We start from the raw sequence: 18,258 nt of genomic DNA, 5'->3' as shown, positions 1-18,258 counted from the left end.
AAAGGAGGATGTTACAATGTCAATTGAGTTCAGCCGTTGGCCCAATCACTACATGATGTCATACCAAGTCACCAAAGCTTTAGGTATGGCAAGCCTCGGTGCTACGGATGTCACCGAGATCTACGAGGCCTGCAAAAAAATTGACCCCGATGACAAAGATACGTGGCACAGGGAATGGCTCATAACGGCTCAGGCATTGGAAAGACACGGCAAGGAGGCCGAAACGGCTGGAAACTGGTATACAGCACGAAACTGCTACATTCGTGCCTGCAATTACTACAGAATTGCGGAATATGCGGTGATGGATGATGACACCGAGAAAATCCGTGTATTTAAGAAAGTAAATGAACTCTTCGAAGCTGCCGGAAAGTACTTCGATGTCCAACCGGAGAAGATCCAAGTCGATTACGAAGGTGTCAAGCTGGATGGTTACTTCTTCTCCCCTTCCTGGATAAAAGGTCCGAAGCCGACCCTTTTTGCTCTCAACGGTGGCGACGAGTGGTCCATTGAAAACTATTTCTGGCTAGGTCCCGCTTTTATTTCGTGTGGATATAACTTTCTGGTCTATGACCAGCCTGGCACCGGCCTCTCGCTGTACGAAAAGGGAAAAGGAAGACGAGCGGACAGTGAGGCTTTCCATTCCCGAGCAATCGACTTTCTTCTAACGCGGCCGGAAGTCGATCCCGATAAGATTATCGTGCACGGTGAGAGTTTTGCGGCTTACGACTCTTTGCGATTCGCTTCGTTCGATCACAGGATTGCTGCCGTCATCTCCGACGGCGGTACGCACGCCTTTGATTGGGATGCAATGCTTAAATGGATGCCACCGAGTCTGGCCGCACATGGCATGAGAATTCTGGGGGCAAAAAGCTTGGAGGACTTTGCGGGTAATCCGCGTTTTGCCTATGATCTTGAGGGCGTGCTCCACCAGATAGAATGTCCGCTTCTTGTAATGCACGGAGCGGAAGAGATATTGGTTCAGCCAAATCCGCTGACACAAGCCTTGAAAAATTATGAGCAAGCGGGTTCGAAAAACAAGACATTCTTCCCGATAGAGGATAGACGACTTGGCGGATTAGAACACTGTCAGGTAGACAACATCAACGTGCTGCATGAGGTAGCGCTGAATTGGCTCTGCTCAATTGGGCTTGGGCCAGCCGCACCTCGCCCTGAGTGATTGCCAAGACGTCATAACGTAAAAGTCTATTTCACTCGCATTCTCCTTTCGTAGTTTTGAATATGAGTCAATCGTTTCTTTTGTTGTGTCTAGATTATCAAATAGTACAGAAGAAATTTCAATGGACTGGCGTAGATAGTATGTTGATGACGTAAACAGCATGAAATACGAGTACATTTCCGTCCGGACAACTAAAAGAGGGTGTCGCAAATCAGCTGTAAATTAGCTGTTTCGCGGCACCCTCCATTCATTTGGGCATGCCTCTCTGATGATTCATAATATTCACGGCAATACATCATCTGAGTATACCTCAAGCAGGTTATTAATATAATTTCTGCTCACGGGAAGATTGGTAATCTCATGACCATTAAAAATATCGACGTTCCTTGCTTGTTTATAAGGCCCCCACAGCGCTTGATGCTTTTTCGGCATCTAGTCACCTTCCTCCCCGGTCACGGGTCATCCCGTGCCTACTTGACCGCCTTGGATATGATCTGATTCAACTTTTCAATGGTTGCCCCAGCATCCTGCTTGCCCAAGAACATCAGGTCGATGGTCTCCGTGATATCCGAGTTCAACCCCGGCACCTGAGCATCATAGGCCAAAGCAGATCCATGAGCATGCCCTATGTTACGTCCCTCGGTCAAATAGCTTGAATGCTCAATGGTCGCCTTTTTCATAATGCTCTCATCTGCGGCAGCAAGCGTACCCATGGCATTCCCACCTTCAACCAGCCGCGCCTCCTGCCCCTTCACAGAGACGTAGAATGCTGCCAGCTTCATGGCCTCTTGTACATGCGGACTATTTTTATTTACAGCTACATAGGCAACCGGAATGGCAACGGGCTCATTCTTTCCGGTATTGGATGGCCAGTAGATATAATCAAAGTCGAGGCTTTTATTTTGATTAAACAAGGGCTCCAGCCATCTTCCCGCCGCCAGCATACCGACTTGATTGGACATGAACATCGCGTCAGCCCCTTGCCCTTTGGGAAGTGATCCGAGATATACGGCATTTCCCCTTTTCACCATATCGTACATAAAACTGAAGGCTTCCTTGCCCTTTTCATTGTGGTCCAGCACATATTTGCCCTGTTCATCAAAAATCTGACCGCCATTCGACCACACCCATGAATACCAGTGAGCCCACCAGTTTTCCGCAATATAACCCTGTTTTCCGGCTGCCTTCAGCTTGGAAGTAGCCTCCTCAAAGGCATCCCAGTTCCATTTGCCTTCGTCATAGTATTCTTGCGGCGTCTTCACGCCTGCTTCCTTGAATACCTTTTTGTTGTAATACATGACCATCGGGTTTGAGTCGGGAGTGACCCCATAGATTTCCCCATCACGCTTTGCCGGTCCCCACAATCCTTCTGGAAAATCCTCAGCCTTCACATCACTTGCATCACTTTTTAAAAACTCACCCAAAGGCTGTACCTGCTTCGCCCCGATCAAACGCGCAATCGTCGGTTCATACGAATAAAACACATCCGGTCCGCGACTTCCCTGAAGCTGTGTCAACAGCTTTTGCTCATATTGGTCTCCCGGTACAGGCACCAGCTTAACCTCGATATTCGGGTTTTCCTTTTCAAATGCATCGAGTGCCCGCTGATACACCTTTACCTCCGCAGGATTACCCCAAACCTGCATCGTAAGCCGCACTTTTTGCCCGTCTGTGTTCTCTATTTTGGGAGAGGTACTGCATGCCGCTGCAAGTAAAAACAGAACGATAAGGAAAAATCCAATCTTTATCCAGCTCATGTAATCGTCCACTTTAACCGCCTCCTGTAGCTTCACTTGGTTGTATGCCTTCCTATTTTAAAACGCTTACAAAACTTCCCTATCATCATATGTAGAAGGGTGAGACACGATATCCCCATTTTCATTTTCATATAAATTTTCTCTTTTGGAGGACTCTGATATGACAGCGATCAAGGGAAAGTAAAGGCTGCACAACAAAAAAAGAAGAATGCAGATCACCTGCTTCCTTCTTTCGTATTCCTTGAGCTATAATTCAGTTTTCTAAATCTTTATTAGCATCTTTTCAAAAGTATTATAGCCGTTCGTTTCGCCTATATACGTATAACCGCATTGTCTGTAAAACTCGCTAAGCTTGTCATTGCCCGCAATACAGTCTAAACGGATTCGATCCTTGCCTGTAAAGTGGATACCTTGTTCAATCCATTGCATCAGCTCAAGGCCTAGACCCTTCCCGGTGCTATCGCGATCCACAACCAAACGATGCAGATATACTGAGGTTCCTCCCTCAGAATCCGTTTCGTCTAATCCCCACAACTTACGGTCCCATGCACTGGGCTGCTGCTGCAAGATCACTGCGCCTGCCAAGCCATGATCCTCTGATGCTCGGAAAATAATCACTTCTCCACGTGCAATAGCGCCGCCTAGGTTGTGATCATCTTTTCCTTTTAATAAGCGTCCCCATTGCGTAGAGCCTTTGCTGTGCAGCCACCTGGCCGTCTTTAAAATTAACTCCTGAACCTGCTCCTGATCTTCAGTGCTTGCCTGAAAAGCCATTAATCCTGGTTTGACGGATGATTCGACAATAGTCATTGATGTCATGCTGCACCTCAGCTCTCTAATTTTCCTTATGTATAAAATATAGCATAAAAAAAGAGCGTCGGTGATCTGGCAGAGCGTTAAAAATATGTATACTACTATACTCTTATCGGTCATTTATGGTGAAAAATGTAACCTTTCTAATCTTTTCAACCGATGATATCCGTATGAGAACAGTTGGAAAGGTTGTGAATGAGGTGCCAAGCCGTAATCCATATCTCCTCAAAAAGATATTTGGCATTAACAAAGAACGTATACTCATTTTCGCGCTGCTGCTGATCCCGGCTATCGCCGCCTTTATTGGAACACGGCCTATGCCTGCACAGTATATTTTGCAAGGAGAAATGCATCCGGTCAAAGATCTTGGCGTTCAGGGAAGCGTGTTTTTTGCGTCTGTTCAAACGGGTATTGCTAACAATCTCCTGGAGCGTTGGAATGTATATTCCAGTGAAAATGTATCCGGGGGTGCGATTAAGTTTGAACCCATTGCCCCTGATGAAGTGGACTCTTATTTGAAGGACCTTTCAGAGACGGACACGCTAAAATATTCTGCTATGCAAGCTGTACATGCAGCGACGGAATTAAGTGTAGACAGCGAAACAGGTGGTGATTCAACACCTTTCTCGAATCTTAGCAAATTGGAGGATGCTCGCTATGCGGAGCTATTGACTCATTTGCAGGATCTTGCGGGGAATTCCTTGGGTCTGATGACAGGCATCGGACTGTATGAGGAAGCCAATAACATCGACTTTTCAGATCGCGGACGTCACAAAATTGCAGGCACTGGCACGATGGAAGAATACGGGGATGTCGGATCGGTCGGTGGGCTGGAGCAAAAACTGCTGGGAGCCGAGGCGGCAAAGGTTGATCTATTTTTCGTACCGGCAGATTATGAATGGTATGGGGAGGAAGGCAACGAAGCAGAGGCTGCCCGAGTCCAAAAGGAACATGGACTCAAGCTGCGCATTATCCCCGTAGAAACACTGGAGGATGCTATCGTGTATTTGAAGCAACTAGACTGGGAGGAAGTACATCTTGAATGAATCAGATTCCAAAGCATTTCCATCCAAGACAGCTGGCAGCGTACACCAAGCCTTGCTAGCGGTGGGCACTATAGGTGAATTTATTATCCTTATTTTTACGTTAGTGTATATTTACGCAAATGATTTTTATTATGATCATCTATACGAATTGGAGCAAAAATTTACAGTCTTTAGCTTTGTTCTGTACTACATGTGTTTTGTAACCTATCTGATCTGGCTAGTTCAAGTACATAAAGCCATCCGGCAAAAACATTCCGATTATCCGATTCGTACCGTGGGAGCCATTGCTCGCATGATTCCTTTTATTAACTTGTGGGGATTCTCCAATACATTCACCCATATTTATAGGTACTTTGCGCTCCACCCCGAATTGGGGCGTAAAGCTCGTTATATTCAAAAGATGATTGTTCCGCTATATTTTGTCTGGTTTGGTGAAGGAATTATTAACCGGATTCTTATCTTACATTTTTCCCAAATGGAATCGATGTCCATGTTGTTGGGAGCTATTATGCAAACCACCAGAATGGCCTTCTTTTACTGCATGACACGGATCATTCACAATAGTCTGGTTATGCTGAATAAAAAAGATGAAGAAGAATTGCAATAAAAAAACGAGCTGGCCTCCACGTCAGCTCGTTTCAATTTCTGGTAAAGTATATTACTTCATCCCCAGGATTTAATGCGTCTGTGAAGCAGGTACAATTCGGTATAATCCTGAAGTCTCGCCCTCCGCGGGACGTACTTCCTGGATGACCCAGCCTAATGACAGTACCCGCCCAAGCCGATCATACTCAGCCTTCGTCAGTTCGGATGTAACGGCTTCGCTTCCTTCCTCCAGGGACAGCTCAGGCTCCCGCCCGAACGCAACGGCAATCCACGAACGAATGCCCCGGATCGTATTGTACTTGATCTGATATCCATCCGTTACCGCGCTGACAAACACCTCCGGCTCTTGGGACGCCAGCCCAGTGACAAGCTCTGTATAATCAAAATCGGATGGTCCGTCCGTTGGCAGCTCATTTTGCTGCACCCGACGGATTAATTCCTCTTGGGACCAGCCTAAAGAGCGTAATGATTCCAGCAAGAGCGCGTCCCATTGGGAAATACGTACTCTTTTCGTCGATTCAGTCATCGTTTTTTGCCTCCTTTGGGTCATGCACATCGTACAACCGATCTTAACCCTAACGGTTAACCGGGTATGCTACATAATGGCCGGGACTGATTTCTCTCAGCTCGGTTGCACTGTTGTTATCCTTGTCCCATACTAATGAACCGTCTGGTTGGGCCAAGCTTCCCCCCAGTCCCTCGCGCTCTCCGACTGCTCTCGGATCAGGCACAGGGATAGAGGACAACAGCGCCTGCGTATAAGGATGAGCGGGCTGCTCATACAATTCATCTGCATCAGCTACTTCTACCAGTCGCCCATGGTACATCACACCGATTCGGTCTGAAATATGCCGCACCATCGACAAGTCATGGGCGATGAACAGGTACGTCAGCCCGAACTCCTGCTGGAGATCCTCCAGCGTGTTAATGACCTGCGCCTGGATGGACACATCGAGTGCCGAAATCGGCTCGTCACAGACGATGAACTCGGGGTTCACGGACAGAGCACGAGCGATGGAAATCCGCTGGCGCTGCCCGCCGCTGAACTCGTGCGAGTAGCGGTACAGATGCTCTCGCTTCAGCCCTACCTTCTCCAGTAAAGCCACTACGGCATCCTTACGCTCACTCCCCTGATGCAATCTGTGAATATCCATCGGCTCACAGATCAGGTCAAGCACGTTCATACCCGGATTAAGAGAGGAATATGGGTCCTGAAAAATGCTCTGAATGCGCCGACGCAGCGGCTTGAGCTGTTTATCGTTCAGCTTGGAAATATCCTGGCCGTCAAAGCGTACCGTACCTTCTGTATAATCGTATAACCGTGTCAGACAGCGTCCAACCGTTGATTTCCCACTACCTGACTCACCGACCAGTCCGAACGTCTCGCCACGCTTGATTTGAAAGCTCACGCCATCTACCGCCTTGAGCACCTCAGAGCTACGCCCTAACAAATCCTTTGCGGTCACAAAATGCTTCTTAAGCTGGTGTACCTCTACCAATGGCTGATGCTCACTCAATACATTATTTGCTTCACTCACCGTTATTCCCCCCTTCCGTATGGCCCGCTTCGGGCGTCTCGTAGACTCCAGCAGGCCCTGCTTCCGGATCGTTCAACCAGCAGGCTGCTCGCTGACCCGGGCGCAGCTCTATCATCGGCGGCCGCTCTACACAGCGGGCAAACGCATGCGGGCACCGTTCCATGAACGGACAGCCCGATGGCGGGTTCAGCAGGTCCGGCGGCGTGCCCTCAATCGGCACCAGCCGCTCTCGGAAGCCGTTCGTACGCTGGGGCACAGAACGCAGCAGGCCCTGCGTATACGGGTGGCCCGGACGATAAAAGATATCGTCCACGCGTCCCTCCTCCATCACCATGCCGCCGTACATCACGATGACACGGCTGCACACCTGGGCGACGACGCCCAGATCATGGGTGATTAGAGCAATCGACATGTCGGATTGCTGCTTTAAAGACTTGAGCAGCTCCAAGATTTGCGCCTGAATCGTCACGTCCAGCGCTGTAGTCGGCTCATCTGCAATCAGCAGCTCCGGGCTGCACGAGAGCGCCATAGCAATCATCACCCGCTGGCGCATCCCGCCGCTGAATTGATGCGGGTATTGGTTCATTCGGCGCTCCGGCTCGGTAATGCCTACTTGTCGCAGCAGTTCTACAGCTGCTTGCGTAGCCGCTTCCTTGCTCAGTCCTCGATGTCTGCGAATCACCTCGACCAGGTGATAGCCAACCTTTTTGACCGGATTCAGCGAGGTCATCGGGTCCTGAAAGACCATCGCAATCTGGTTTCCACGTATTTTGCGCCATTGCTTTTCCGTCAGAGCGGTCAGACTTTGTCCCCGATAACGGATATCGCCGTTCAGCCGCTTGCCCGGCGGGGCTATCATCGACATGATCGCTTTCGCTGTCACACTTTTGCCGCTGCCGGATTCTCCTACGATTCCTACCGTTTCTCCAGCATCAATATGAAAACTAACCCCTCGAACTGCCTGATTCTCCCCCTCACGAGTGAAAAACGAGACCTCCAGCTGTTCGACGGACAGTAGATGTTCTGTCATCGTGTTTTCGCTCCTTCCTATCGCTCCTGGAGCCATTTGTAATGGGCCTGTACTATGAATCTATGAAACTATGAATCATCGTTTTACTAATTTGGGTTCAAAGCCTACACGCAGCACATCTCCCAAAACATTAAAGCTCAACACAGTCAGTAAAATAAGCAATCCCGGAAACAATGCCATATATGGGGCCTGTGCAATATATCCTTGGGCATTATTCAGCATACTGCCCCACGTAGCATTCGGCAGCTGAACACCAAAGCCGAGGAAGCTCAGTGACGATTCCATCATAATTGCTGAAGCGATATTGTTCGTCGCCCCTACGATAATTACCGGAATCAGATTAGGTACAATGTGCTTCATAATAATACCAAACGTACTTTGTCCCGAAGCTTTGGCGTATAGTACATACTCCCGTTCACGCAACGTCATTGTCTCTGCCCGCACCACCCGGGCAATGTTCATCCACATGAGCAAGGCGATAATGACAATGATATTGCCGACGCCCGGCTTCAAAAACACACTCAGCAGCAAAATAACCAAGAAAGACGGAATCGACATGATCAGCTCCAAAACCCGCATAAGCAGATTGTCGATCCATCCTCCAAAATACCCGCTCACAATACCTACCACTGCACCGATACTGGTCGCAATAATCATGGACGCGAAGCCTACCAGCAATGATACACGTCCGCCGTACAGTGCTCTTGTAAAATAGTCCCGCCCATAATCATCCGTTCCAAACCAGTGTGCCGCTCCCGGTGGTTGGAGACGCTCCAGCACGTTCAACTTATTCGGGTCCTGCGGCGATAAAAATGCGAAAATCGCCCCCAGCGAAAATACAATCAATAGTATGAGGGCGACGGCGCCCATTTTGCTCGTCATCAGCTCGATCCCGATGTTGCGCCATTTGCTCCGATTCATGAATTCACCTCGTTGATTTAATTCTCGGGTCCGCAATGCTGTACAAGATATCCGCAAGCAGATTACCCAGGATCAGCAGCAGAGCGGAAAATAAAGTAATCCCCATGATGACAGGATAATCCATCCCTTTTACCGCCGTCATGCCCAGCGAGCCAATGCCCGGCCAGGAAAATACCGTCTCCGTCACAATGGCTCCAGCCACCAAGTCCGCAACCGACATTCCGAGCAGCGTAATGATGGGCAGCAGCACATGCTTGAGCACATGTCGAAACAAAACTAGTCTTTTTCCAGACCCGAACGCGTATTGAATCTGCACGTACTCTTCCTTGAGCTGCGTAATTGTGCTGGAACGGATGTACCTCACATACACAGACAGAAAACCGAAGGCCAGTACAAAACATGGTAAAATCCCATGCTTGATCACATCCAGCACCGAGTCCGTACCGATGGTACGCATCCCAGTACTCGGAAGCCAATGCAGATAAATCGCAAACAAATAAATAAGTAAAATACCGAGCCAAAACAGCGGAACAGAAATCCCGATGTACGACATCAGATTAATGAGCTTGTCGATCCAGCGATTCCGATTCGCCGCAGCCGTCAAACCAAGTGGGATGGCAACCAGCACAGCAAGTATGATGGATGCGCCCATTAACCCGGCTGTAGCCGGGAGACGGTCGAGAATCTGATCCAGCACGGGCTGGTGATTAATTAGCGAGTAGCCGAGATCACCCGTTAGACTCTTTTTAAGCCATAATATGTACTGCACGTAAGCGGGCTGGTCCAGCCCCAAGCTATGCCTCATTCGTTCAATGTCTTCCAGATGCATATTCGGTGTAACAAAAGAGAGAACCGGATCACCTGGGGCCAGCTTGATCAAGCCGAAGCAGACGATGGACACAAAAAATAGCATCGGTATAACTTGCAGCAACCTTCTGGCGATGAGTTGTCTCATACGTTTCCCTTCCCCTTGCTGTTTTCGAAAAAAATAAGCTGGTTAGCCCAGCTTATTTTTGAAAACCCTGTCTTATTTGTGATAAATTTTGGACAAATCCTCGAAAATCACGACCGGCTTCAGCACAGCCTGATCAATACCGCCATACTGCTTGTCGAAGGCTACAATAGTCTTGGTGTAAGCAATCGGATAGATGACAGCATCCTCAGCCAGCAGCTCTTGTACCTTTTTATAAATTTCTCCACGTTTAGTCGTATCCGACTCACCCGCGCCCTCTTCCAGCAGTTTATCCACTTCCTTATTCGAATAATGCGAATAGTTGGAGGATGATCCGGTGCTATACAAAATACGATATGCGTCAGGGTCATACCCCATGATGTAGCCGCTGATCGCCAGATCAAAGTCCTTGGCATTCGTATCGACGAACTTTTGCGACCATGCCGATGAATCCATGCTGTTCACGTCCAGCTGAACGCCTATGTCCTTTAACTTCTGCTGGATATAGAGTGCTTGTGCTTCCTGTACCTTGTTACCGCCCGGAATGATAATGCGCAGTTTCAGTCCTTCAGCTCCAGCCGATTTCAGCAGCTCTTTTGCTTTGTTCACATCATTATTAAAAAATGCAACGTCGTTCGTGTGATACAGTACGTCCTGTGTCAGAGCAGATTTTGCAGTGTCTGCATAATCCTTGGAGCCATAGGAAACTTGAATCAACTCATCCTGATTTAATGCATAAGAAAGCGCCTGACGCACTTCTTTTTTGTTCAGCTGCTTCGTATCACTGTTTTCATTAAACATCAGATAAGCCAAGCGACCTTCGCTGTAAGGGAAAATGTCAAACTTATCTGTTGCTTTAATGGTCTCCACATTTTGCGGATCGAGATAGTTTACATTAATCTCACCATTTTGAAGGGCCAAATTCGCAGCATTTGAATCTTTAACAATTCGGTATGTTACTGAATCCAGATGCGGCTTTCCGCCAACATAGTTATCGAACCGTTCGAGTGTAACGTACTCACCGGTTTTGTACTCTTTAAATTTGAAAGGACCTGATCCAACCGGAGAGTTGTTTTTTGTACTTTTCTCAATATCCGCTTCATTCTCGAAAATGTGCTTCGGAATCGGGGATACCTGTACCAGTGCTGCCTCAAAAGCAGGAGCTGGCTGAGGAAGTTTGAAATCCACCGTTGTATCATCAACCTTGCTCGCCTGAACCGGTTTGCCATTAACCATAAAATTACTTCTCAAAAAGCTGTGCTGCTTCTCATCCAAAATTTTGTTAATGGTGAAAACAACATCGTCAGCTGTCAGCTTCTCGCCATCATGCCAAGTCAGATCTTTTTTCAGTTTTAGTGTATAAGTCAGCTTGTCTGCTGAAGGAGTCAGACTGTCTGCTAAATAAAATGTCTTTTTGCCATTGTTCACCTGAAACAATGGTGCGAATATCGCCTGGTCTATCGTCAGACTTACCCGATCACCCGCATAGTTCGGATTCAGCACCACCGGATCAGCTTGTACGCCAATGATCAGGCTGCCGCCGTCTTTTGGCTGTCCGTTATCAGCTGTTGTGGTAGCTGTACCGGGTGTATTCCCATTCGTCTCAGACGTAGATCCAGAATTCCCGCCGGAGCATGCACTTACAACCAACATCAATACAATGAATACCAATACACCAGTCAAATTACGACGCATCGCTCTAGCCCCCGTGTCCTCTTAGTATGTAATAAATTTATTATAAATCGGAATAGTCGGATTTACAATCGGTCAAAAACTGTTTATTCCCCTTGTCATTAGCATTCCAGACATTATGTGATCGAATCTAGAAAAAAGACACCCGTTAAGAGTGTCTTCAGAATATCCACAAACTGATTAGTGCCAGGATGGCAGGCAGACCTTGCTTTAATAAAATAGACTTGTTGGCAGTTAATGCACCATATACCGCAGCCACTACCACACAAATGACAAAGAATAATTGGATTTGCCGCCCGATTACAGGTTCCGGATAGAACAAGCCCCACACCAATCCGGCTGCCAGAAATCCGTTATACAGCCCCTGATTTGCTGCCAGGGATTTGCTTGCTTCCGCCAGCTCCTTCGAGGTCCCGAACGTACGCATCGCCCGCGGAGTCGTCCACAGAAACATTTCCAATATTAGAATGTACACATGTTCCAGAGCTACAATTCCGACCAATATTGAACTAAGTAAGCTCAAGGTATGTTCCTCTTTTCCACATAAAGTTACTATGAGGTGATTTTTAGATCGATCCTCAAAAAGTATAGTTCATCTTCCAAAAACAGTAAAGAGACCGAACCTTAGGCCCGGCCTCATTTCTACATGAAGCCTTACATCGTTCTCGCGAAATCCAACAAAGCTTTGGACATGCTGTTGATCTCGTCCGTAGATGCATTCACTTGCTGAGTTAGGGCGGCTTGTGTCTGTGTCAGCGTAGACATGTTCCCGATATTGTGCAAAATCCGCTCGATGAGTGTCTTCATTTCGTCCAGACTGGTCTCGATATTTCCGGTCGCATCAGCACTGTGAATAGCGAGTTTTCTCACTTCATCTGCGACTACCGCAAAACCCCGCCCCTGCTCGCCCGCACGCGATGCCTCAATGGCAGCATTCAGACCCAGCAGATTCGTTTGATTTGCAATCTCTTTAATGAAGTTGGAAATGTTTTGTGTCTCTTCTGCACTGACTTTGGCTTGATTCGCTGCGTCTGTCGATTGCTCCTGAGCCGTAGCCAGCTCCTGCGCTTGGTTACTAACCGAATTAACACCATTCACCATTTCCGTAATGGAATCGGAGAGATGCTGGATCTTGAGCGTGAGTTCATCCGCAATAGCCTGCTTTTCCTTTTCTATTGTAATGTCACGAATGGTACCCGCAATCCGAATAGGCACTCCCTTGCTATCGCGCAATGTTTTTCCACTGCAATAATACCAGCGATGCTCACCATTCTTACGCACCAAACGACATTCCATTTCATAAGGTGTGCGCCCTGTATAATCATTTAAATGATCATTCAAAACTTTAATCGCCATTTCGGCGTCCTCAGGATACAGAATTGAAGCCCAACTGCTAAGCTTGCTTGGGAAATCTTGCTCATCCTTAAAGCCCAGCGTAGCCCGGAATTGCGGTGACCACCAAAATATACTATCCGGATTCTCAATGTCTCCTCCAATAATGTTTACATCGTAAGGAGCCTCCACCAAAACACGATTAATGAGATCGTATCTTGTAACCAATGCCTGAAGCTCCTCAGACTTAATCTTCTGATCGTGCACATCCAACAGAGCGCCTGCAATCCGAAGCGGCACTCCCTGCTGGTCACGGATCGTCGTTCCGGTAGCCCGGAACCAACGATATTCTCCATGCTTCAGCCTCAAACGATACTGTACGTCATAAGGGGTCTTTCCCGTAAAGTCCAGTAAATGATCAGACAATTCTGCCAAAGACCTGTCATAATCTTCGGGATGCAGCCGAGATGACCAGCTATCTAATACATTAGGGAAGTCCTTTTCGCTCTGATACCCCAGCATAGAACGGAATTCTTCTGACCATGTGAACGTATTACTTGGATTGACAGGATCACCGGCAATGACCTCCATGTCCCATAAGCCAATCTCTATAGCCTTGGTAACAAGCTTCAAACGGATATCAACATGTTGAGCATCATTTTTCATGGACTCTATCGCTTGGTTAACATTGTTTGCGATTTCTTGAACCTCAGGAGAAGCTGAGGAAACCTGTATTACAGCAGAATAATCTTTTTGCTGTATTCTTTGTGAAAGTTTGCGGCTTTCTTCTACTAAAGGAGCAAGTGATTGAGACTCATTTTTCTTGAGAAACATATATGATCTTCCCTTCTAAGCCAATATATAAAACGGTATAATTTAATATCGGAATTTTATTAAGAATCATTATAATTAAATCGTTAATTACATAGGCATTAAGACTTATTTTTCATGTCCATATACCTATAATTCCATACAGGAAACATCGAAAAATGTCGAAAAAGGAAGAATTCTAACAAGTCTGGAAACAGAAAGGGCACCTTTGCATTACTGCGCAAAAGTGCTCTTTCTGTCAACTATTCAGTTCGTTATATCTTATTTAATTGAAGCAACGTATTCCTCGCCCTTTTCTTTATCATATTGGCCTTCCCATTTGGACATGACCACAGCGGCAAGCGAGTTACCTAATACATTAACTACCGTACGCGCCATATCCAGAATGCGATCAATACCAGCGATAAAAGCCAAACCCTCCAGCGGGAGGTTCACTGCTCCAAGCGTAGCGAGCAAAACGACAAAGGAAGCACCCGGCACACCTGCAATACCTTTGGAAGAAATAATTAATACTAGTACCAGCGTGATCTGTGTCGTGATTGGCAGATCAATACCATACATTTGGGCAATGAAAATCGCAGCCAGTGCCTGATACAGGGTGGAACCGTCCAGATTAAAAGAATACCCAATCGGAATGACAAAGGACGTAATTCCTTTAGGACATCCGAACTTCTCCATCTTCTCCATGATCTTAGGCAAAACACTTTCCGAACTGGCCGTCGAATATGCAAGCAACAGCTCACTTTTCAAAATTTTAATCATGGTCCAGAGACGGGTACCGCACAGCTTGGCGATAATTCCGAAAACAATCACAATGAACAGCGCCATGGAGCCGTACACCGACAAAACAAGCTTCAATAACGGCCATAATGAAGCCAACCCAAACTTGGCCACTGTCGTTCCAATCAGTGCAAATACTCCGAACGGAGCCAGGCGCATGACCTGATTGGTTACCCAGAACATGGCGTCGGCTACGCCTTCAAAGAAATTCAGCACAGGCTTGCCCTTGTCACCAATCGCCGCTACCCCTAGTCCAAACAGTACGGAGAAGAATATAATAGCGAGCATATCTCCCTCGCCCAGAGCTTGAATAACATTGGTAGGAACAATATGCACAATCGTATCTATAAAGCTATGGCCTGACTTCTCTGCAGTCTCCACATAGGAATGGATATCACTCTTCGCCAGGTGGGACATGTCCACGCCGTCACCAGGTCGAACCAGGTTAGCAACAAGCAGTCCGAACAGGATGGCGACTGTCGTTACAATCTCAAAGTACAGAATGGACTTTCCGCCAAGTTTACCTAGTTTTTTCATATCGCCCACGCCGGCAACGCCGATAATGAGCGTTGAGATCACAATAGGCACGACAATCATCTTGATCAAGCGGATGAAAATATCGCCGATTGGCTTTAAGTAGACTTCCACCCCTGAATTGCCGTAAAATAAGGCACCAATAATAATACCTAAAGCCAGACCGATAAAGATTTGCATCGTCAAATTAATCTTTTTCACTTCGTGTCCCCCCCTGGCTGATTTGTATATTTTTGCAGTATGCTGTTCTTAATATTCAAATGATGTTATTTATACTACAATCTGATCTATAAAAACCGACAATTATCTACAGCTGCATTTATTTTTTTCTATAAATTCACAAACTTTAACGACGAGCCTGTGAATTTAGCTCACATTGCCTTTCTGACTGAATACCCAGGAGGTGAATATGAATGAAGTTGAACACGCTCCTTTTCCTGCTCATGCTTGTATTTGTACCGCTCGCAGGTGAGCTGAATATTCACCCGTTCGCTAATACATTCCGTCTCAGCTTTGGTACGCCTGTATTTTTTTTCTTTCTGTTATCTATTCGTCATATTCCGCCTGCATTATCGGGAGTGCTTGCAGGGATAGCGGTAGTCGCCTTTCGCATCTTACTCAATCATTACACTCAGTCCAGTCTTCTCTTCGAAGAGTTGCTGATCTTGCATGGCCCTACCTTTTTTTATTACATGGTCTACGGTCTGCTCTTCCAGCTCCTTAACATTAATGCTGAGCCTTACCGCGCACTCCGTGTGGGTATCCTCTCTGTAGGGATTGAGGTTGCCGCAAGTGTGTCGGAACTTAGCGTCCGGTGGAGTATTGACGGCGATTTCTGGGACATCATTAAGATCAGTAAAGTAGCTTTTATGGCTATGATCCGCAGCTTCTTCGTGCTTGGGTTTTATAATATGATTCGGTTAAATCAATCGGTCCAGCATGAAGAGGCACAAAGACAGCAGACGGAGCGAATTTTACTTCTTGTATCAGACTTGTATGAGGAGTCGGTCCAGTTAGGCAAAACGCTGTCACATGCAGAACAAATCACTCGTGAAAGCTACGAGCTGTACCGTGAACTGCAACAGGATGAATCTCTAAAGGATAGAGAACATTACGCCAGACAGGCACTTCGTATTTCCGGACAGGTTCACGAGATTAAAAAAGACAGCCAGCGGATTTTTGCTGGTTTGTCCAAGCTGATTGATGCCGAAAGCGGAGTGCATTACATGGCTTCTCAAGAGCTTGGGGAGCTCATCATCCGAACGAACAGTAAGTACGCCCAATCACTGGACAAGTCTATTCGTTTTACCCTAGATGTCGATCCTTTGTTGCCCAAGCTACATGTTTATACCGTTCTGACACTTATTAATAACCTGACAGCCAATGCGGTTGAAGCCATGAGGGACGACGGAAGGATTGACGTTTCTATTCGCTGTCTTCCGGGAAAAGAGGATATAGCTTCATTTAGTGTTACCGACAACGGTCCGGGTATTCCTCAGCGGAAACGGGAAATGGTCTTCACACCAGGGTATACGACCAAGTATGATGAGGAAGGACAACCGTCGACCGGTATGGGATTGTTTTATGTACGTGAGGTCGCGGAGAGCCTTGAAGGAACGATTGAACTACAACAGATTGAGGAAGAGAATACAGATAGATTACAGACCACTTTTAGAATTACATTGCCTTTACGGAAACTGACGGAGAAAGGAAGATAGCCCGGATGCGTTTTTATATTGTGGATGACGATCAAGGGATTCGTTCTATGCTGGCAGACATTATTGAAGACGAAGGTCTAGGGGAAGTCATCGGGGAAGCGGAGGATGGTTCCTATGTGAATAGCGGCCTGCTGGAGCTGAACCGGATTGATGTATTGCTAATTGACTTGCTGATGCCGCTTCGTGACGGCATTCAGACCGTGCGTGCACTCGGCGATCAATTCAGCGGCAAAATCATTATGATTTCTCGCATCGAATCCAAAAACATGATCGGCGAGGCGTACTCGCTCGGTATTGAATATTATGTGGCCAAGCCTTTGAATCGACTGGAGATTATTGCAGTTATTCATAAGGTGGCTGAGCGTCTGCGCATGCAGCAGTCGATTACGGATATCCAGCGGACGCTTCAAGGGTTGTCGATGTTCACATCGAATAACCCAACGGCAACGATTGAACCGACCCGAAACATCGTAACTTCCGGGCAGTTTCTGCTCTCCGAGATGGGAATGATCGGCGAAGCTGGGAGTATGGATTTGTTGGACATGCTGGAATTTCTGGACCAGTATGAGGAGGAAACAGGCAATCTGTCTCCCTATCTGTTCCCGCCGTTGAAGGATATATTTGCTAATGTAGCATCCAAACGGTTAGGGGCTTCAGCCTCAGCAGTAGAGCTGAGTAAGGAAATTAAAGCATCGGAGCAGCGTGTCCGCCGCGCTATTTTCCAGACGCTAAGCCATATAGTATCGCTCGGGTTGACTGACTATACCCATCCTAAATTTGAAAATTACGCATCCAAATTTTTTGACTTTACAGAAATCCGCAAAAAAATGCTGGAGCTACAAAACAATGTGGAGCCTTCACTGTCCCAAGCCCGCATTAATACGAAAAAGTTCGTACAGGTGCTCTATATGGAAGCAAAACGACTATTGCATTAAGAGAAAACGCACCTGCATCTCCTCATGTATCTATTACTCGGAGATAAAACAGGTGCCCATCGTTGATGATTAGATATCTCTTTAATCCAGACTCTTTCCCTGCCACTCCATAGCTTCCAAGAGATCTACACCATCGGACAGCAGACGTTTCAAGACATTCAGTTCTTCTGAGCTGTAACGATTTAAAAATTGAAATAACTGTTGCTGTACCTCAGCATGCAGTCGCTCATGTACAAGAAAGAGTTTTTTTCCCAACGGGGTTAGCCGAAAATAAATTTCTTTTTTGTTGTCGTTCAGCTGGGTTCTGCGAATCCAGCCTTCCTTGAGCAGCTTGGTGCTGACTTTCGAAACGGTACCTTTGCTCAGCTCCATTCGTTGCGCTAAGGTTGTAACATTGATCGGCTCATGCTGCCCGATACAATCCATAACGTGTACATCCGTCATATTGAGCGAAGTCATTCCATCAAAGTGCTCGCGGATTTCTTCGAGAAAGGTCATGCTCTCTCTTTGCTGATGCTGCTCCCACTGATGATTCATCTTAATAAGCAAATCATAGACATGCTGAACCGATGTCGCCTTTTCCATACGAACAAGTA

Annotated in this window: 18 protein-coding genes; 5 read left to right on the top strand and 13 right to left on the bottom strand. The window is 46.9% G+C overall.

The window, feature by feature from the left end:
* Positions 1-16 precede the first annotated feature (16 nt).
* Positions 17-1,177, top strand: coding sequence for an alpha/beta hydrolase family protein (locus MKY98_RS01335; RefSeq protein ID WP_029516880.1), 1,161 nt, complete (start codon positions 17-19; stop codon positions 1,175-1,177).
* Positions 1,178-1,459: 282 nt separating this feature from the next.
* On the opposite strand, the gene MKY98_RS01330 is transcribed toward MKY98_RS01335, so the two are convergent.
* From MKY98_RS01330 to MKY98_RS01320, 3 genes are all read right to left on the bottom strand, one after another.
* Positions 1,460-1,609 (bottom strand): hypothetical protein, encoded by a 150-nt coding sequence (locus tag MKY98_RS01330; protein ID WP_165149244.1) that lies wholly within the window; start codon positions 1,607-1,609, stop codon positions 1,460-1,462.
* Between the two features lie 38 nt (positions 1,610-1,647).
* The gene (locus tag MKY98_RS01325; RefSeq protein ID WP_069010136.1) at positions 1,648-2,946 is read right to left on the bottom strand and encodes an ABC transporter substrate-binding protein; all 1,299 of its coding nucleotides are present in this window, start codon (positions 2,944-2,946) and stop codon (positions 1,648-1,650) included.
* A 249-nt stretch (positions 2,947-3,195) separates the two neighbouring features.
* Entirely contained in the window at positions 3,196-3,753 is a 558-nt protein-coding gene (locus tag MKY98_RS01320) for a GNAT family N-acetyltransferase (RefSeq protein ID WP_029516882.1), read from the bottom strand.
* Between the two features lie 164 nt (positions 3,754-3,917).
* On the opposite strand from MKY98_RS01320, the gene MKY98_RS01315 reads away from it, so the two are divergent.
* Positions 3,918-4,793 (top strand): S16 family serine protease, encoded by an 876-nt coding sequence (locus MKY98_RS01315; protein ID WP_245231682.1) that lies wholly within the window; start codon positions 3,918-3,920, stop codon positions 4,791-4,793.
* A complete protein-coding gene (locus MKY98_RS01310; RefSeq protein ID WP_069010139.1) occupies positions 4,786-5,400 on the top strand; it encodes a hypothetical protein in 615 nt (204 codons plus the stop codon). Before MKY98_RS01315 ends, MKY98_RS01310 begins: the two co-directional genes overlap by 8 nt.
* A 69-nt stretch (positions 5,401-5,469) precedes the next feature.
* On the opposite strand, the gene MKY98_RS01305 is transcribed toward MKY98_RS01310, so the two are convergent.
* The 9 genes from MKY98_RS01305 to MKY98_RS01265 all read right to left on the bottom strand — a co-directional run bounded on the left by MKY98_RS01305 (position 5,470) and on the right by MKY98_RS01265 (position 15,210).
* Positions 5,470-5,925, bottom strand: a complete 456-nt coding sequence (locus tag MKY98_RS01305; protein WP_069010140.1) for a hypothetical protein — start codon at positions 5,923-5,925, stop codon at positions 5,470-5,472.
* Between the two features lie 49 nt (positions 5,926-5,974).
* Positions 5,975-6,937, bottom strand: a complete 963-nt coding sequence (locus MKY98_RS01300; RefSeq protein WP_069010141.1) for an ABC transporter ATP-binding protein — start codon at positions 6,935-6,937, stop codon at positions 5,975-5,977.
* Entirely contained in the window at positions 6,930-7,967 is a 1,038-nt protein-coding gene (locus MKY98_RS01295) for an ABC transporter ATP-binding protein (protein WP_069010142.1), read from the bottom strand. The genes MKY98_RS01300 and MKY98_RS01295 overlap by 8 nt, the downstream gene beginning before the upstream one ends.
* A gap of 75 nt (positions 7,968-8,042) precedes the next feature.
* The gene (locus MKY98_RS01290; RefSeq protein WP_013308329.1) at positions 8,043-8,888 is read right to left on the bottom strand and encodes an ABC transporter permease; all 846 of its coding nucleotides are present in this window, start codon (positions 8,886-8,888) and stop codon (positions 8,043-8,045) included.
* A 4-nt stretch (positions 8,889-8,892) separates the two neighbouring features.
* On the bottom strand, positions 8,893-9,843 hold the full coding sequence (locus MKY98_RS01285) for an ABC transporter permease (RefSeq protein ID WP_029516889.1): 951 nt from the start codon (positions 9,841-9,843) through the stop codon (positions 8,893-8,895).
* Between the two features lie 72 nt (positions 9,844-9,915).
* The gene (locus tag MKY98_RS01280; protein WP_069010143.1) at positions 9,916-11,535 is read right to left on the bottom strand and encodes an ABC transporter substrate-binding protein; all 1,620 of its coding nucleotides are present in this window, start codon (positions 11,533-11,535) and stop codon (positions 9,916-9,918) included.
* A 157-nt stretch (positions 11,536-11,692) separates the two neighbouring features.
* Positions 11,693-12,055: a DUF1304 domain-containing protein gene (locus tag MKY98_RS01275; protein WP_029516891.1), complete on the bottom strand. Its 363-nt coding sequence runs from the start codon at positions 12,053-12,055 to the stop codon at positions 11,693-11,695.
* Positions 12,056-12,186: 131 nt separating this feature from the next.
* Positions 12,187-13,698 (bottom strand): methyl-accepting chemotaxis protein, encoded by a 1,512-nt coding sequence (locus MKY98_RS01270; RefSeq protein ID WP_069010144.1) that lies wholly within the window; start codon positions 13,696-13,698, stop codon positions 12,187-12,189.
* A gap of 258 nt (positions 13,699-13,956) precedes the next feature.
* Positions 13,957-15,210: a cation:dicarboxylate symporter family transporter gene (locus MKY98_RS01265; RefSeq protein ID WP_069010145.1), complete on the bottom strand. Its 1,254-nt coding sequence runs from the start codon at positions 15,208-15,210 to the stop codon at positions 13,957-13,959.
* 212 nt (positions 15,211-15,422) lie between these two features.
* Here MKY98_RS01265 and MKY98_RS01260 point away from each other — a divergent pair, with 212 nt between their 5' ends.
* Both MKY98_RS01260 and MKY98_RS01255 read left to right on the top strand, forming a co-directional pair.
* The gene (locus tag MKY98_RS01260) at positions 15,423-16,727 is read left to right on the top strand and encodes a sensor histidine kinase (RefSeq protein ID WP_029516894.1); all 1,305 of its coding nucleotides are present in this window, start codon (positions 15,423-15,425) and stop codon (positions 16,725-16,727) included.
* A gap of 5 nt (positions 16,728-16,732) precedes the next feature.
* Positions 16,733-17,662 (top strand): response regulator, encoded by a 930-nt coding sequence (locus tag MKY98_RS01255; protein ID WP_013308322.1) that lies wholly within the window; start codon positions 16,733-16,735, stop codon positions 17,660-17,662.
* A gap of 81 nt (positions 17,663-17,743) precedes the next feature.
* Here the strand turns inward: MKY98_RS01255 and MKY98_RS01250 are convergent, their stop codons facing one another.
* On the bottom strand, positions 17,744-18,247 hold the full coding sequence (locus MKY98_RS01250; RefSeq protein ID WP_049816963.1) for a MarR family transcriptional regulator: 504 nt from the start codon (positions 18,245-18,247) through the stop codon (positions 17,744-17,746).
* Positions 18,248-18,258: the final 11 nt, after the last annotated feature.

Source organism: Paenibacillus sp. FSL M8-0228 (genome assembly GCF_038007385.1).
GTDB lineage: Bacteria > Bacillota > Bacilli > Paenibacillales > Paenibacillaceae > Paenibacillus > Paenibacillus polymyxa_D.
This window is presented reverse-complemented; position numbering and strand designations above follow the sequence as displayed.

What these genes read in the sequence shown, in the direction of transcription:
- MKY98_RS01335 (WP_029516880.1), top strand. Translation starts at nt 17, where the DNA reads ATGTCAATTGAGTTCAGCCGTTGGCCCAATCACTACATGATGTCATAC.
- MKY98_RS01330 (WP_165149244.1), bottom strand. Translation starts at nt 1,609, where the DNA reads ATGCCGAAAAAGCATCAAGCGCTGTGGGGGCCTTATAAACAAGCAAGG.
- MKY98_RS01320 (WP_029516882.1), bottom strand. Translation starts at nt 3,753, where the DNA reads ATGACATCAATGACTATTGTCGAATCATCCGTCAAACCAGGATTAATG.
- MKY98_RS01315 (WP_245231682.1), top strand. Translation starts at nt 3,918, where the DNA reads ATGAGAACAGTTGGAAAGGTTGTGAATGAGGTGCCAAGCCGTAATCCA.
- MKY98_RS01305 (WP_069010140.1), bottom strand. Translation starts at nt 5,925, where the DNA reads ATGACTGAATCGACGAAAAGAGTACGTATTTCCCAATGGGACGCGCTC.
- MKY98_RS01295 (WP_069010142.1), bottom strand. Translation starts at nt 7,967, where the DNA reads ATGACAGAACATCTACTGTCCGTCGAACAGCTGGAGGTCTCGTTTTTC.
- MKY98_RS01290 (WP_013308329.1), bottom strand. Translation starts at nt 8,888, where the DNA reads ATGAATCGGAGCAAATGGCGCAACATCGGGATCGAGCTGATGACGAGC.
- MKY98_RS01285 (WP_029516889.1), bottom strand. Translation starts at nt 9,843, where the DNA reads ATGAGACAACTCATCGCCAGAAGGTTGCTGCAAGTTATACCGATGCTA.
- MKY98_RS01280 (WP_069010143.1), bottom strand. Translation starts at nt 11,535, where the DNA reads ATGCGTCGTAATTTGACTGGTGTATTGGTATTCATTGTATTGATGTTG.
- MKY98_RS01270 (WP_069010144.1), bottom strand. Translation starts at nt 13,698, where the DNA reads ATGTTTCTCAAGAAAAATGAGTCTCAATCACTTGCTCCTTTAGTAGAA.
- MKY98_RS01260 (WP_029516894.1), top strand. Translation starts at nt 15,423, where the DNA reads ATGAAGTTGAACACGCTCCTTTTCCTGCTCATGCTTGTATTTGTACCG.
- MKY98_RS01255 (WP_013308322.1), top strand. Translation starts at nt 16,733, where the DNA reads ATGCGTTTTTATATTGTGGATGACGATCAAGGGATTCGTTCTATGCTG.
- MKY98_RS01250 (WP_049816963.1), bottom strand. Translation starts at nt 18,247, where the DNA reads ATGGAAAAGGCGACATCGGTTCAGCATGTCTATGATTTGCTTATTAAG.